This is a genomic window from Streptomyces sp. NPDC057474 (assembly GCF_042802555.1).
Taxonomy (GTDB): domain Bacteria; phylum Actinomycetota; class Actinomycetes; order Streptomycetales; family Streptomycetaceae; genus Streptomyces.
In genome coordinates, this window is the sequence record NZ_JBHVDX010000052.1 from 1 (window position 1) to 15,390 (window position 15,390).

Genomic DNA, 15,390 nt, shown 5'->3' on the forward strand with positions numbered 1-15,390 from the left:
GACCAGCGTTTCCGCTGGTCAGGGCCCTGATTTTCGGTGCCCCCGGCAGGATTCGAACCTGCGCACACGGCTCCGGAGGCCGTTGCTCTATCCCCTGAGCTACGGGGGCGTGTCAGGCGCCTTGTTCGGCGGCGACGGGTAGAACCCTACCAGCTCTCCTAGGGAGATCATGAACGGGTTTTTGCGGGGCGGAGGGCGGGGTTGAGCTGGGGGAGGCCGCCCGCAGAGGGCGGAAGTGGGGAAAACCCGGACGCGGCGGTGGGCGCGGACCTACTCTCGAGTTGTGCCAGGCGCGTCCGGCCGGGTGCTTGTTGTGGACGACAACAAGGTCATCCGGCAGCTGATCAGGGTCAACCTCGAGCTGGAGGGCTTCGAGGTGGTGACCGCGGCCGATGGTGCCGAGTGCCTGGACATCGTCCATCAGGTGCGGCCCGACCTCATCACCCTCGACGTGGCCATGCCCCGACTGGACGGGCTCCGTACGGCCGCCCGGCTCCGCGGTGATCCCCGGACGCGACGCCTTCCGCTCGCCATCGTCAGTGCCTGTACGCAGTACGAGGCCGAGGCCGGGCTTGATGTCGGCGTCGACGCGTTCCTCGCCAAGCCCTTCGAGCCGACCGAACTCGTCGCCCTCGTACGGCAGTTGGTGGAGCGAGGGAATGCCGGCGGCAGCGAGGCCGTGCCGTACGGGATCGGAGCCGATGGCCCCACCCCCACCTCCACCCCCACCCCCACCCCCGCCGGCGCTCCGGCCGGCGGGACCGGCAGCGGGAGCGAGCACACCGAGCGCGCGGAGCGCGCCGGCCGAACCGGAAGCTGACCTCGGGCCCCGCACTCCGACGCTGTCTCGGCGCGGCGCGCGGGCGGGCCCCGCGCGCCGACGCTGCTTCGCCGTGCCTTCGGCCGCGGTCGTGCGGCGCGCGGATCCCCGCCGACCGGCCGTCCAGCCCGACGCCCGTCGACCCCCGCTCCGTCCACATCCCGGACCTCGAGGTAAACCGGCTCGCATACCCACCCCCCTCCTCCCATACGCTTGTCCCCGTGACCCCTGTCGAGCTCTCCCGCACCGTGCTGCGCGCGGTGCGTCGCGCTGTGGACGAGGGGGAGCTGAGCGTGGCGGTGCCCGCACGGGCCGTGGTCACTCCGCCGGGGCCCGGGGGGAGCGGGGACTACGCGACGAACATCGCGTTGCAGCTGGCCCGGTCCGCCGGCCGACCGCCGCTACAGGTCGCCGAGATACTGCGGCCCCACCTCAGCCGCACCGAGGGCGTTGCCGCCGTCGAGATCACTGGCCCCGGATTCCTCAACATCCACCTCGACCGGGCCGCCGTCACCGCCCTCGTACGCCGGATCGAAGGAGTCAAGGGCACCCGAGACGGGCAAGGCCCCGATCTCCTTCCGCTCCCGTACGGCCACAGCGACACCCTCGCCGGGCAGGTCGTCCGGCTGCGGATCCCGTACGACATCCGCGCCGAAGTCCTCGCCGACGCGCTCGTACGGATCGTCGCCAGCCAGGGCGGTCGCGTCGAGGTCGATCACATCCGGTCCCAGGCCGGAGGCGGGGCGAGCGCCGACAAGACCAACGACCCCGACAACCCTGGCGACCCCGGCCTGCCCCTTGGGCCCGGTGAGCCCGGCGACCCCGGTCGGCCCGGCGAGGTCACCGACCCCGGTCGGCCCGGTGGCCCGGACATGGCCGCCGACCCCGACGCGCCCATCGACCTCCGCCCCGTCCCCGCCCCGGAAGACCCCACCCCCCTCGGCCAGGACGCGCTCCGCTGGGCCCTTCTGCACCCGGCCGCCCACGACCGCCCCCGGATCACCGCGGACCTTCTCGTGCAGCGCGCCGGCAACCCCCTCTTCCGGGTCCGTTACGCCCACGCCCGAGCCCGCGCGCTCACCCGCAACGCTGCGGCCCTCGGCTTCACCGGCACCCCGGGCGACCTGGACACCCCTTTCGCCTCGAGCGACCTCGACAGCCCCGACACCCCCAGCACCCTGGGCACCCCCGGCACCCCCGGCACCCCCGGCACCCCCGGCACCCTGGGCACCCCCGGCACCCTGCACCCGACGGACAGCCTGGCCACCCCGGTCACCCCGAACCCGCCCCCCACACCCCCCACCACCCCCGACGTGACCACCCCCCTAGTCACCGCCCTCACCGAACATCCCTCCACCCTCGCCCGAGCGGCCACGCTCCGCGCTCCCGACCGTCTCGCCCGCCACCTGATCGTCCTCGCCGACGCCCTGCTCGCTTTTCAGCACACGGTGCTGCCGCGTGGCGACGAGAAACCCTCGGCCGCCCACCGGGCCCGGCTGGCGCTTGCCGAAGCCGCCGGGACGGTGCTGGCCGGCGGCCTGTCCCTGCTAGGCATCGACGCACCCGAATACCTCTGAGCGAGCCCGCGGAGCCCGAAGAGCAGACAGCGAAGAGCGGAAGCCGACAGCCGACAGTCGTCCAGCGGAAGCCCCGCAGCCCCGCAGTCCCGCAGCCCGGAAGCCCGAAGTCCCGCCCAAGCCCCAGCGCGCAGAGCCCAGAGAGATCAGAGAGAGCCGTACAGACATGAGCCGTTCCGCACACCCCGCCGGGCCCCGTCACGCCGACGTTCTTCCCGAGGGGCACTACGCCGCCCCGCCCGCAGACCTGAACACGCTGGACCCGAAGGTGTGGGCACAGACCGTCACCCGTACGGACGACGGAGTCGTCAGCGTCGGCGGGATCGATGTGAAGGCGCTCGCTGAGGAGTTCGGCACGCCGGCGTACTTCGTCGACGAGGCCGACTTCCGGGCCCGGGCGCGGGCCTGGCGTACGGCGTTCGGGCAGGACGCCGACGTGTTCTACGCGGGGAAGGCGTTCCTGTCCCGGGCCATCGTGCGCTGGCTGCACGAGGAGGGGCTCAACCTCGACGTCTGCTCCGGCGGCGAGCTCGCGACCGCCCTCTCCGTCGGTATGCCCGCCGACCGCATCGCCTTCCACGGCAACAACAAGTCCACCGACGAGATCCACCGCGCCGTCGAGGCCGGCGTCGGCCGTATCGTGCTCGACTCCTTCCAGGAGATCGTGCGGGTCGCCCACATCGCCCAGTCGCTCGGCAAGCGGCAGAAGGTGCAGATCCGCGTCACCGTCGGGGTCGAGGCGCATACGCACGAGTTCATCGCCACTGCTCATGAAGACCAGAAGTTCGGGATTCCGCTTGCCGGCGGGCAGGCCGCGGAGGCCGTGCGGCGGGCGCTCAAGCTCGACGGGCTCGAACTCATCGGGATTCACTCGCACATCGGGTCGCAGATCTTCGACACGTCCGGGTTCGAGGTCGCCGCCCACCGTGTCGTCGGGCTGCTCAAGGACATCCGTGACGAGCACGGAGTCGAGCTGCCCGAGATCGATCTCGGTGGCGGTCTCGGTATCGCCTACACCAGCGACGACGACCCCCGCGAGCCGCACGAGATCGCCAAGGCGCTGACCGAGATCGTCAACCGTGAGTGTGACGCCGCCAAGCTGCGCACCCCTCGTATCTCCGTCGAGCCGGGCCGTGCCATCGTCGGGCCCACCGCCTTCACGCTGTACGAGGTCGGCACCATCAAGCCGCTGGACGGGCTGCGGACGTACGTCTCCGTGGACGGGGGCATGTCCGACAACATCCGGACCGCGTTGTACGACGCCGAGTACAGCGTCGCGCTGGTGTCCCGGACCTCCGACGCCGAGCCGATGCTCGCGCGGGTGGTCGGCAAGCACTGCGAGAGCGGTGACATCGTGGTGAAGGACGCGTTCCTGCCGGCGGACCTGGCACCGGGTGACCTGATCGCCGTACCGGCCACCGGCGCGTACTGCCGTTCGATGGCGAGCAATTACAACCACGTACTGCGACCGCCGGTCGTCGCCGTCAATGATGGAGAGGCCCGTGTCATCGTCCGCCGGGAGACGGAGGAGGATCTTCTCCGGCTCGATGTCGGATGATCTGACGGTGCTCTGCGGGGCGATCCGTCGAGTCATCCGTCGAGTCATCCGTCGGGTGAGTCGTCGGGCGAGTCGTCGGGCGATCTGACGGGTGATCCACGCACAAAAGAAACACGGGCCGAAAGATCTCCGTCTTCCGGCCCTGAGGAAATGAAATTGATGTCTCACGATCCGGACGAGGGATAGAAACTCCCGTCCGGTGAGTGAGACTGGTTCCACCGTATTCGGTATGTCGGTATGTGAGGAAACGAGGTCGGATGATGCGTACGCGTCCGCTGAAGGTGGCGCTGCTGGGCTGTGGGGTCGTCGGCTCAGAGGTGGCGCGCATCATGACGACGCACGCCGACGACCTCGCCGCACGCATCGGTGCCCCGGTCGAGCTCGCGGGTGTGGCGGTCCGGCGGCCCTCCCGAGTGCGTGAGGGCATCGACCCCGCGCTCGTCACCACCGACGCGACCGCCCTGGTCAAACGGGGGGACATCGACGTCGTCGTCGAGGTCATCGGCGGCATCGAGCCCGCTCGCTCCCTCATCACCACCGCGTTCGAGCACGGCGCCTCCGTCGTCTCCGCCAACAAGGCCCTCCTCGCCCAGGACGGCGCCGCCCTGCACGCCGCGGCGAACGAGGCCGGCAAGGACCTCTACTACGAGGCCGCCGTCGCCGGTGCCATCCCGCTGATCCGGCCACTGCGCGAGTCCCTCGCCGGCGACAAGATCAACCGGGTGATGGGCATCGTCAACGGCACCACCAATTTCATCCTCGACAAGATGGACTCCACGGGCGCGGGTTATCAGGAGGCCCTCGACGAGGCCACCGCCCTGGGATATGCGGAAGCCGATCCGACCGCCGACGTCGAAGGGTTCGACGCCGCCGCCAAGGCCGCGATCCTCGCCGGCATCGCCTTCCACTCGCGCGTACGGCTCGACGACGTGTACCGCGAGGGCATGACCGAGGTGACTGCGGCCGACTTCGCCTCCGCCAGGAACATGGGCTGCACCATCAAGCTGCTCGCCATCTGCGAGCGGGCCGCGGACGGCGGTTCCGTCACCGCGCGCGTGCACCCCGCGATGATCCCGCTGACCCACCCACTCGCCTCCGTGCGCGGCGCCTACAACGCCGTGTTCGTGGAGTCGGACGCCGCCGGGCAGTTGATGTTCTACGGTCCTGGCGCGGGCGGTGCCCCCACCGCCTCCGCCGTGCTCGGCGACCTCGTGGCCGTGTGCCGCAACCGGCTCGCGGGCGCCACCGGGCCCGGCGAGTCCGCCTATGCCGCCCTGCCGGTCTCGCCCATGGGTGAGGTCGTCACGCGCTACCACATCAGCCTCGACGTCGCCGACAAACCGGGAGTTCTCGCCCAGGTGGCGACCGTGTTCGCGGAGCACGGTGTGTCGATCGATACGGTTCGCCAGCAGGGCAAGGACGGCGAGGCCTCTCTCGTCGTCGTCACCCATCGCGCCTCCGACGCCTCCCTCAGCGGGACCGTCGAGGCGCTGCGCAACCTCGACACCGTGCGGGGTGTCGCCAGCATCATGCGGGTTGAAGGAGAGTAACCAGCAATGACCCACCAGTGGCGCGGAATCATCGAGGAGTACCGGGACCGGCTGCCCGTCTCCGACAGCACACCGGTCGTGACGCTCCGCGAGGGCGGCACGCCTCTCGTACCCGCGCAGGTGCTCTCCGAGCGCACGGGCTGCGAGGTCCACCTCAAGGTGGAGGGCGCCAACCCGACCGGGTCCTTCAAGGACCGCGGTATGACCATGGCCATCACGCGGGCGAAGGAAGAGGGCGCGAAGGCCGTCATCTGTGCCTCCACGGGCAACACGTCTGCCTCCGCGGCCGCCTACGCCGTCCGCGCGGGCATGGTTTCGGCGGTGCTCGTCCCGCGCGGGAAGATCGCGCTGGGCAAGATGGGTCAGGCCCTGGTGCACGGCGCGAAGATCCTCCAGGTCGACGGCAACTTCGACGACTGCCTCACCCTCGCGCGTGAACTCAGTGACAACTATCCGGTGGCGCTGGTCAATTCGGTGAACCCGGTGCGCATCGAGGGCCAGAAGACCGCCGCGTTCGAGATCGTGGACATGCTCGGCGACGCGCCCGACGTCCACGTCCTGCCGGTGGGCAACGCGGGCAACATCACGGCGTACTGGAAGGGCTACAAGGAGTACGCCGCCGACGGCATCGCCGCCAAGACGCCCCGTATGTGGGGCTTCCAGGCCTCCGGCTCCGCGCCGATCGTGCGCGGCGAGGTCGTCAAGGACCCGTCGACGATCGCCACCGCGATCCGCATCGGCAACCCCGCGTCCTGGCAGTACGCGCTGGCGGCGAGGGACGAGTCGGGCGGCTTCATCGACGAGGTGACGGACCGTGAGATCCTGCGCGCCTACCGCCTGTTGGCCGCGCAGGAGGGCGTTTTCGTGGAGCCCGCCTCCGCCGCCTCCGTGGCCGGTCTGCTGAAGGCCGCGGAGAACGGCAAGGTCGACCCGGGCCAGATCATCGTCTGCACGGTCACCGGCAACGGCCTCAAGGACCCGGACTGGGCCGTCGCGGGCGCCCCGCAGCCCGTCACGGTCCCGGTGGACGCGGCGACGGCGGCCGAGCGCCTCGGCCTCGCGTAGCCTCTCGCCCAGCCGCTCGAAAAGGCCTGGGAGTCGCGCGTAGAGGCCGATTCCCGGGGGATAACCCTGACAGGACCCGACAGGGGGTGCACAGGGGGCTTACGACACGCATCGTGCGCCTCCTGTGCGCCCTATGTCGCCACAGAACCTTCCTTCGATAGGCTGTAGTGAACCCGCCCGCCGCATATGCCCCGCAGGGGTGTGGCGCCGCGCCGTCTCGAGCGGCCGCAGGGTCCTCACGTACGCATCGAACGTCATTCGACAATCGTCAATCTCGCAGCTCAAGGAGAGTCATCGAGCGATGGCCGGTCCAGCGTTCCGCGCCGCCGCCGTACGGGTGCGCGTCCCCGCCACCAGCGCCAATCTCGGTCCGGGCTTCGACGCCCTGGGCCTGTCGCTGGGGCTCTACGACGACGTGGTCGTCCGGGTGGCCGACTCCGGCCTGCACGTCGACATCGCCGGGGAGGGCAGCGAGACGCTCCCGCGTGACGAGCGGCATCTGCTCGTCCGCTCCCTGCGCACCGCCTTCGATCTGCTGGGCGGGCAGCCCCGGGGCCTCGAGATCGTGTGCGCCAACCGCATCCCGCACGGCCGCGGCCTCGGCTCCTCCTCCGCCGCCATCTGCGCCGGCATCGTCGCCGCTCGCGCCGTGACCATAGGCGGCGACAACCGGCTCGACGACGCCGCGCTGCTCGAACTGGCCACGGAGATCGAGGGCCACCCCGACAACGTCGCGGCCTGTCTCCTAGGCGGTTTCACGCTCTCCTGGATGGAGGGCGGCGCCGCACGGGCGATCAGGATGGATCCCGCGGATTCCATCGTTCCGGTGGTTTTCGTGCCCGGAAAGCCTGTTCTGACGGAGACGGCGCGCGGACTGCTCCCGCGCTCCGTCCCGCACGTCGACGCTGCGACCAACGCGGGCCGGGCGGCCCTCCTCGTGGAAGCCCTGACCAGGCGCCCCGAACTGCTACTGCCCGCCACCGAGGACCGGCTGCACCAGGAGTACCGGGCGCCCGCCATGCCGGAGAGCACGGCCCTGGTCGAGCGACTGCGGGCCGACGGCGTCCCGGCGGTCATCTCCGGCGCCGGACCCACGGTCCTGGCTCTGGCCGACCACGCCAGCGCCGACAAGGTGGCCGATCTCGCAGGTGCGGGCTGGGCCGCCAACCGGCTGGACCTCGACGCCCGAGGGGCGTGCGTCCTGCCGCTCACCACCACCGTCGCCGAACCCGGCGCCGGCACCGGCGACCAGTAGAGGCGTTCGGTTGCCGGATTTCGAGAGGGGGAATGTTTGTTGGATCCGGTAGTGTTAATCTCAAGTCTGCACCTGCCTCAGCCATGGCGAGGTGCTTATCGTCCCCGTCAGGGACAACCATTCTTCCGGGAGTCTCCCAAGCCGCACTGTGCTTCGTACGTCAAGCTGTACGCCGTACGCAGGCACTGAGCGGTCTGCCGAGCAGGCTCCGGAACCGGCGTGGCCGAGCCGCGTGACACAGACACTCAGTGCCACGGTTTGGAAAGCGCCGAATCACCAGAAATTTTCCTCCGCCGCCTTTGGCGGACCACCGCCCCGGCACGGTCCACCCGAACAGGGCCGAAGCCGGACAGCACAAACGGTCGCCGAGCCAGAAGGCCGACGTCCGCTCCAGGGAAGGACCCTTCGTGAGCGACACCACCGATCTGATGGGCGCACGTGTCGAGGACACCGCTGCCGCGCCCGCCACGGACGCCGCGCCTGCCGGCGGTGCCGGCTCCCGGCGGCGCCGCGGCACCGGCCTCGAGGGCATGGTGCTGGCCGAGTTGCAGCAGGTCGCATCCGGCCTCGGCATCAGGGGCACCGCGCGTATGCGCAAGAGCCAGCTGATCGAGGTCATCAAGGACGCGCAGGCGGGAGGGGGTGCCCCGGCGAAGGCCGAGGCAGCCACCGAGACCAAGCCGAAGCGCCGCGCCACCTCGAAGGCACGCACGGGCGACGACGCCGCCCCGGCCGAGAAGGCCGCCGCCAAGAAGGCCGAGGCGTCCGCCGAGAAGGCCGAGAAGGCCGTGGCCCAGCAGCAGATCGAGATCCCCGGCCAGCCGGCCGGTGGCGACGAGGCGCCCACCGAGCGCCGCCGCCGCCGTGCCACCGCCGACGCGGGCAGCCCCGAGACGGTGACCGCCGAGGCCAAGAGCGAGCCCCAGGCCGAGACGCCTGCCCAGGCCCAGGCCGCCCCCCAGGCCGACGCCGGTGACCAGGGCGGCGAGGGCCGTCAGGGCCGCCGTGACCGCGGCCGCGACCGCGGTGAGCGCACCGACCGTACCGACCGTACCGACCGCACCGACCGCACCGACCGTGGTGAGCGCGGTGAGCGCGGCCGTCGGGGCAAGGGCGACGAGCAGCAGGGCGGCGGTGGCCAGCAGCAGCGTGACCGCGGCCAGCAGCAGAGCCAGCAGCAGGGCGGCCGTCAGGACCGCCAGGACCGTCTGCGTGACAACGGCCCGCAGGACGACGACGACTTCGACGGCGGACGCCGTGGCCGTCGCGGCCGCTACCGCGACCGTCGTGGCCGTCGCGGCCGTGACGAGATCGGCACCCCGGAGCCGCAGCTCGCCGACGACGACGTCCTGATCCCCGTCGCGGGCATCCTGGACATCCTCGACAACTACGCGTTCATCCGTACGTCGGGCTACCTGCCGGGCCCGAACGACGTGTACGTGTCGCTCGCCCAGGTCCGCAAGAACGGCCTGCGCAAGGGCGACCACGTCACCGGCGCGGTCCGTCAGCCCAAGGACGGCGAGCGCCGCGAGAAGTTCAACGCGCTGGTCCGCCTCGACTCCGCCAACGGCATGGCCGCCGAATCAGGCCGTGGCCGCCCGGAGTTCAACAAGCTGACGCCGCTGTACCCGCAGGACCGGCTCCGTCTGGAGACCGACCCGGGCGTGCTGACCACCCGCATCATCGACCTCGTCGCGCCGATCGGTAAGGGCCAGCGCGGTCTGATCGTGGCCCCGCCGAAGACCGGCAAGACCATGATCATGCAGGCGATCGCCAACGCGATCACGCACAACAACCCCGAGTGCCACCTGATGGTCGTCCTTGTCGACGAGCGTCCGGAAGAGGTCACCGACATGCAGCGGTCGGTGAAGGGCGAGGTCATCTCCTCGACCTTCGACCGCCCGGCCGAGGACCACACGACGGTCGCCGAGCTCGCCATCGAGCGTGCCAAGCGTCTCGTCGAGCTGGGCCACGACGTGGTCGTGCTGCTCGACTCGATCACGCGTCTGGGCCGTGCGTACAACCTGGCGGCGCCGGCCTCCGGCCGCATCCTGTCCGGTGGTGTCGACTCGACCGCCCTGTACCCGCCGAAGCGCTTCTTCGGTGCGGCCCGCAACATCGAGGACGGCGGCTCGCTCACCATCCTCGCCACCGCACTGGTGGACACCGGGTCCCGCATGGACGAGGTCATCTTCGAGGAGTTCAAGGGCACGGGCAACGCCGAGCTGAAGCTCGACCGGAAGCTCGCGGACAAGCGGATCTTCCCCGCGGTGGACGTGGACGCGTCCGGTACGCGTAAGGAAGAGATCCTGCTCGCCCCCGACGAACTCGCCGTCGTCTGGAAGCTGCGCCGGGTGCTGCACGCCCTCGACCAGCAGCAGGCGGTCGAGCTGCTTCTCGACAAGATGAAGCAGACGAAGTCGAACGCCGAGTTCCTGATGCAGATCCAGAAGACGACGCCGGGCAACGGCGGCGACTAGTCGGCCAGTCCGCACAGCGGAGCGCTGGGGTCACCCTCTTTGTGAGGGTGGCCCCAGTTTTCTGTAGGGAACACGTGTACGATCACGGTCTTCATGCTCTGATCAACCATTGCACTCCCAGGGGGGAATTGAGTGGCTAGACCCTTGTCCGGAGCCATAGCCGCCGCGATAGCGGGGACGCTGTTGATGTCGTCCGCGAGCGGGGCCCACGCCGACACCACCTCGACACCTGACGAGCTGGATGTGCGGATCGCCAAGGCGATGGCGGCGGACGACACCGCCGGAGTGGCGACGAGGGAACCGTCGCCGAGCGAGAGTTCGGACGGTGGCCTGGAGCAGTCCGCCCAGATCATCGGCGGCTCGAAGACCACGATCGCCTCGGCGCCGTGGATGGCCCAGCTCTGGTATTACGACGACACCCAGGACCTCGGGTTCTTCTGCGGCGGCACGGTCGTCTCGCCGACGAAGATCCTCACCGCCGCGCACTGCGTCGACGAGGACTACTACGACTGGGCCAAGTACGGCGCCATCGTGACCGGCACCGACCAGTTGCCCACGGCCGTCCTCGACGACGAGGGCAACCAGGTGGGCCTGGACCTCCACGGCGGAACCCGCACCGAGGTCTCGCGCCAGTGGAACCACTCCTCGTGGAACGAGGACACGATCGACAACGACGTCGCCGTCCTGACGCTGGCGTCGCCGGTCAAGGCGACGCCGATCAAGATGACGACGTCGGGCGACACCACCTCGTACAAGACCGGCACCCAGGCCAAGGTCTACGGGTGGGGCCGTACCAGTTCCAAGACCGAGGACATCTCGCAGACACTGAAGACGGCCACGCTGCCGGTCGTCAGCGACACGACCTGCGGGAACACCTGGGGTAAATACTTCGTCAAGGGGCACATGGTCTGCGCGGGCAAGCCCGCCGGCGGCACCGACGCCACCACCACCGCCAGCTGCAACGGCGACTCGGGCGGACCGCTCGTCGTGAACAACAAGGTCGTCGGCGTCGTCTCGTGGGGCGTCGTGGACTGCGTGGAGAAGGGCGCCTACCCGGTCTTCGCCAAGGTCAGCAAGTACGTCGGCGCGACCTACCCGCGGATCGACGACAGCGACATCAGCCGGGACGGCAAGGCCGACGTCTTCCTGCGCAACAAGGAGACCGGCACGGGCTACGTCCGCGCCTCCACGGGGTCCAAGCTCGGCGACCGCCAGGCCCTGCCGTCCGAGGCGGGCAGCTGGACGGGGTACAACCTCGTCCAGCAGACCGACCTGAACCGGGACGGCCACCAGGACTACGTGCTGCGCCGCTCCTCCGACGGTGACGTCTTCTGGCGGCGGCGCGGGCCCTCGTCCAACACCTGGACGACCACGCAGCTCTTCGACAACTGGACGACCCGCACCCGGATCCTCACCCCCGGTGACGTCACCGGCGACGCCCTGCCCGACCTGCTCTCGGTCGACTCGGCGGGCGCCCTGTGGATCTACCCGGGCAAGGGCAACGGCACCTTCGGCACCCGCGTCAAGGTCGGCACGGGCTGGAACACGTACAACGCGGTGCTCGGTCACGGCGACTTCACCGGCGACGGCAAGGCCGACCTGATCGCGCGCACCAAGACCGGGTCGGACGTCTACCTCTACAAGGGCGCCGGCAAGTCCGGCACGGGCGCCTTCGCCACCCGGATCAAGGTCCGCTCGGACTGGAGCGCCTACAACACGCTCATCACGCCCGGTGACGTGAGCGGCGACGGCAGGGCGGACCTCCTGGCCCGTACGCCGGCCGGCACGCTGTACCTCTACAAGGGCACCGGCAAGGCAACGAGCGAGATCTTCAACACACGGGTCTCGGTCGGCACCAGCTACGCCCAGTACGACCTGCTCGGCTGAAACACCAGGTGAGCCCGGTCCCACCGGGCTCATCCGTCACACACGGTGCCCATCGCGCTTCACGCGATGGGCACCGTTCGTCGTGCAACCCTTTCCCGGATTATCCCGTCTGACCGGACGGAGTGACCATGGAGCGTCATGGCCGCATACCCGACAGGCCTGGGCCTGAGCGCAGGGGGTAACCGACCGGAGAGAGAACGAGGAGCAGATGCCCGCCGAGAGCAGGCCGGACCCCGGCATACCGGGGAAGACCGGCACCACCGGCCCGCGCCACCGCGCGGCCAAGACCCGCCGCCGCATGCCACGCGACGGGCACAGCAGGGCGGCGCTCGCCGTCGTCTGGACCGCCGCAGGCGTCCTGGTGTTCGGCGGCACCGGAATCGGCTACCTGTACTTCAAGCTCAACGGCAACATCAAGAGCGTCGACATCAACCAGGTCCTCGGCACCGACCGGCCCCTCGACGTCGACAACGGCTCGCAGGACATCCTCGTCCTCGGCTCCGACACCCGCTCGGGCAGCAACAAGAAGCTCGGCGGCGGCACGGACGACGGCAGCGCCCGCTCGGACACGGCGATGGTCGTCCACGTCTACGAGGGCCACCAGCGGGCCAGCGTGGTCTCCATACCCCGGGACACCCTGGTCGAGCGGCCCGAGTGCACCGACGCCAACGGCAAGACGCACCAGGCGGCCTCGTACGCGATGTTCAACTCCGCGTACTCCACGGGGGGCGCCGCATGTGCGGTGAAGACCGTCGAGTCCATGACCGGGATCCGCATGGACCACTACGTCGAGGTCGACTTCGCGGGCTTCGAGAAGCTGATCAACGTCCTCGGCGGCGTCGACATCACCACGACGAAGGACATCAAGGACCCCGACAGCCATCTGAACCTGCAGGCCGGGGAGCACACGCTCTCGGGCAAGCAGGCGCTCGGGCTCGTCCGCACCCGGCACGGGGTCGGCGACGGGTCCGACCTCGGGCGCATCCAGCTCCAGCAGGCGTTCATCAAGGCCCTCATCGAGCAGGTCAGGTCCGTCGGGATCCTCAGCAGCCCCAAGAAGCTCTACGACCTCGCCGACACCGCCACCGACGCCGTCACCACCGACTCCGAACTCGACTCCGTCAAGGACCTCGCGTCCTTCGCCAACGGACTCAAGGGCATCAGCTCCAAGAACATGACGATGGTCACGATGCCGGTCCAGTACGACCCCGCCGACCTCAACCGGGTGCTGGTGGACGAGGCGAAGTCCAAGCAGGTCTGGGCCGCCCTGAAGGCCGACAGGACCATCCCGAAGTCAGCGACGAAGGGCACGGCGACGGGCACGGCCGACGGGGTCGTGGCTTCTTCCTGAGGGTGCCCGCGGCTGCGGCTTCCAGGGGCGCGGGGAACTGCGTGACCAGCCACATACGGCCTGCAGCCGCGTACGGCGATCACGAGGCACCCCGTGGCGCGTGCCGGCCGGGGGCAGTGGCGCGGCCCGGCGCTCACGGGTTGCCGCTGCGCCCACCCGTGCCGCCCCCAGCGGCGCGACCGCCCGCAGCCAGGACGGGGGAGAGGCACGCCCTCGGTAGCTGGCACAGACAGCGGGAAGAGGCACGCACCCGGCGGCCGGGGCGGCGGTCGGGCCTCAGGGAATACCTGAGCGCACCCCCTGGTTTGGGGAGATGGCACCAGTGCTGGCAGACTGGTACGTCGGCTCCGGTTCACGCTCTCGCAGCCCGCGGCAGCGACCCGGCGCCCTCCCGAAACTAGGAGACACCTTGAAGCGCGACATTCACCCCGAGTACGTCGAGACGCAGGTCAGCTGCACCTGTGGCGCGTCGTTCACCACCCGTAGCACGATCGAGAGCGGCACCATCCGTGCCGAGGTCTGCTCCGAGTGCCACCCGTTCTACACGGGCAAGCAGAAGATCCTCGACACCGGTGGCCGCGTGGCCCGCTTCGAGGCCCGCTTCGGCAAGGCTGCCGCTGCCGCGAAGTAGCGAGCCCCCAGCGCCGGTCCGCGGTGCCCCTCCGGGGGCATCGGGACCGGCGCTTTGCGGTGCAGCGCACAGGCGCAGCCCATGGGCGCGGCCCACGGGTGCAGCCCACTCACAACGTCGTACAGGGAGCCGGAGAGATGTTCGAGGCGGTCGAGGAACTGGTCGGGGAACACGCCGACCTGGAGAAGAAGCTCGCCGACCCGTCGGTCCACGCGGACCAGGCCAACGCGCGCAAGCTGAACAAGCGCTACGCGGAGCTGACCCCGATCGTCGGCACGTACCGCTCCTGGAAGCAGACCGGCGACGACATCGACACGGCTCGCGAATTCGCCGCGGACGACCCGGACTTCATCGCCGAGGTCAAGGAGCTGGAGAAGCAGCGCGAGGAACTGACGGAGAAGCTGCGGCTGCTCCTCGTCCCGCGCGACCCCAGCGACGACAAGGACGTCATCCTGGAGATCAAGGCCGGTGCGGGCGGCGACGAGTCCGCGCTCTTCGCCGGTGACCTCCTGCGCATGTACCTCCGGTACGCCGAGCGCGTCGGCTGGAAGACCGAGATCATCGACTCCACCGAGTCCGAGCTGGGCGGCTACAAGGACGTCCAGGTCGCCGTGAAGACCAAGGGCGGCCAGGGCGCCACCGAGCCCGGCCAGGGCGTCTGGGCCCGGCTGAAGTACGAGGGCGGCGTGCACCGCGTGCAGCGTGTGCCGTCGACCGAGTCGCAGGGCCGTATCCACACCTCCGCGGCCGGTGTGCTCGTCACCCCCGAGGCCGAGGAGGTCGACGTCGAGATCCACGCGAACGACCTGCGGATCGACGTCTACCGCTCCTCCGGACCCGGCGGGCAGTCCGTCAACACCACCGACTCCGCGGTGCGCATCACGCACCTTCCCACCGGAGTCGTCGCCTCCTGCCAGAACGAGAAGAGCCAGCTGCAGAACAAGGAGCAGGCGATGCGTATCCTGCGCTCCAGGCTGCTCGCCGCGGCGCAGGAGGAGGCGGAGAAGGAAGCCGCCGACGCCCGCCGCAGCCAGGTCCGTACCGTCGACCGCTCCGAGAAGATCCGCACGTACAACTTCCCGGAGAACCGCATCTCGGACCACCGCGTCGGCTTCAAGTCCTACAACCTGGACCAGGTCCTGGACGGTGAACTCGACGCGGTGATCCAGGCCTGCGTCGACGCGGACTCGGCCGCGAAGCTGGCAGCCGCGTAAGG

Annotated in this window: 11 protein-coding genes and 1 tRNA gene; 11 read left to right on the forward strand and 1 reads right to left on the reverse strand. The window is 70.1% G+C overall.

Annotated features, from left to right (window positions below):
- Positions 1–37: 37 nt before the first annotated feature.
- Positions 38–109 (reverse strand) — tRNA-Arg (locus tag ACFU53_RS17310).
- 174 nt (positions 110–283) lie between these two features.
- Between ACFU53_RS17310 and ACFU53_RS17315 the strand changes: the two genes are divergently transcribed.
- The 11 genes from ACFU53_RS17315 to prfA all read left to right on the forward strand — a co-directional run bounded on the left by ACFU53_RS17315 (position 284) and on the right by prfA (position 15,388).
- Complete coding sequence (locus ACFU53_RS17315) at positions 284–820, forward strand: response regulator (RefSeq protein ID WP_383992362.1); 537 nt, start codon at positions 284–286, stop codon at positions 818–820.
- 221 nt (positions 821–1,041) lie between these two features.
- Entirely contained in the window at positions 1,042–2,397 is a 1,356-nt protein-coding gene (gene nrtL / locus ACFU53_RS17320) for an ArgS-related anticodon-binding protein NrtL (RefSeq protein WP_383992365.1), read from the forward strand.
- Positions 2,398–2,563: 166 nt separating this feature from the next.
- On the forward strand, positions 2,564–3,955 hold the full coding sequence (gene lysA, locus ACFU53_RS17325) for a diaminopimelate decarboxylase (protein WP_383992368.1): 1,392 nt from the start codon (positions 2,564–2,566) through the stop codon (positions 3,953–3,955).
- A 257-nt stretch (positions 3,956–4,212) separates the two neighbouring features.
- Positions 4,213–5,505 carry a homoserine dehydrogenase gene (locus ACFU53_RS17330; protein WP_383992371.1) on the forward strand — a complete coding sequence of 431 codons (1,293 nt, stop codon included), beginning with the start codon at positions 4,213–4,215 and terminating at the stop codon, positions 5,503–5,505.
- A 6-nt stretch (positions 5,506–5,511) separates the two neighbouring features.
- Positions 5,512–6,570, forward strand: a complete 1,059-nt coding sequence (gene thrC / locus ACFU53_RS17335) for a threonine synthase (RefSeq protein ID WP_383992374.1) — start codon at positions 5,512–5,514, stop codon at positions 6,568–6,570.
- 301 nt (positions 6,571–6,871) lie between these two features.
- On the forward strand, positions 6,872–7,825 hold the full coding sequence (gene thrB / locus ACFU53_RS17340; protein WP_383992377.1) for a homoserine kinase: 954 nt from the start codon (positions 6,872–6,874) through the stop codon (positions 7,823–7,825).
- 407 nt (positions 7,826–8,232) lie between these two features.
- Positions 8,233–10,305 carry a transcription termination factor Rho gene (gene rho / locus ACFU53_RS17345; RefSeq protein WP_383992380.1) on the forward strand — a complete coding sequence of 691 codons (2,073 nt, stop codon included), beginning with the start codon at positions 8,233–8,235 and terminating at the stop codon, positions 10,303–10,305.
- 186 nt (positions 10,306–10,491) lie between these two features.
- Entirely contained in the window at positions 10,492–12,192 is a 1,701-nt protein-coding gene (locus ACFU53_RS17350) for a trypsin-like serine protease (RefSeq protein WP_383992472.1), read from the forward strand.
- 208 nt (positions 12,193–12,400) lie between these two features.
- Positions 12,401–13,543 (forward strand): LCP family protein, encoded by a 1,143-nt coding sequence (locus ACFU53_RS17355; RefSeq protein WP_383992383.1) that lies wholly within the window; start codon positions 12,401–12,403, stop codon positions 13,541–13,543.
- A 409-nt stretch (positions 13,544–13,952) separates the two neighbouring features.
- A complete protein-coding gene (rpmE, locus tag ACFU53_RS17360) occupies positions 13,953–14,174 on the forward strand; it encodes a 50S ribosomal protein L31 (RefSeq protein ID WP_383992386.1) in 222 nt (73 codons plus the stop codon).
- 137 nt (positions 14,175–14,311) lie between these two features.
- Positions 14,312–15,388: a peptide chain release factor 1 gene (gene prfA, locus ACFU53_RS17365; protein ID WP_383992389.1), complete on the forward strand. Its 1,077-nt coding sequence runs from the start codon at positions 14,312–14,314 to the stop codon at positions 15,386–15,388.
- Positions 15,389–15,390 lie beyond the last annotated feature (2 nt).

What these genes read in the sequence shown, in the direction of transcription:
- lysA (WP_383992368.1), top strand. Translation starts at nt 2,564, where the DNA reads ATGAGCCGTTCCGCACACCCCGCCGGGCCCCGTCACGCCGACGTTCTT.
- ACFU53_RS17330 (WP_383992371.1), top strand. Translation starts at nt 4,213, where the DNA reads ATGATGCGTACGCGTCCGCTGAAGGTGGCGCTGCTGGGCTGTGGGGTC.
- thrC (WP_383992374.1), top strand. Translation starts at nt 5,512, where the DNA reads ATGACCCACCAGTGGCGCGGAATCATCGAGGAGTACCGGGACCGGCTG.
- thrB (WP_383992377.1), top strand. Translation starts at nt 6,872, where the DNA reads ATGGCCGGTCCAGCGTTCCGCGCCGCCGCCGTACGGGTGCGCGTCCCC.
- ACFU53_RS17350 (WP_383992472.1), top strand. Translation starts at nt 10,492, where the DNA reads ATGTCGTCCGCGAGCGGGGCCCACGCCGACACCACCTCGACACCTGAC.
- ACFU53_RS17355 (WP_383992383.1), top strand. Translation starts at nt 12,401, where the DNA reads ATGCCCGCCGAGAGCAGGCCGGACCCCGGCATACCGGGGAAGACCGGC.
- prfA (WP_383992389.1), top strand. Translation starts at nt 14,312, where the DNA reads ATGTTCGAGGCGGTCGAGGAACTGGTCGGGGAACACGCCGACCTGGAG.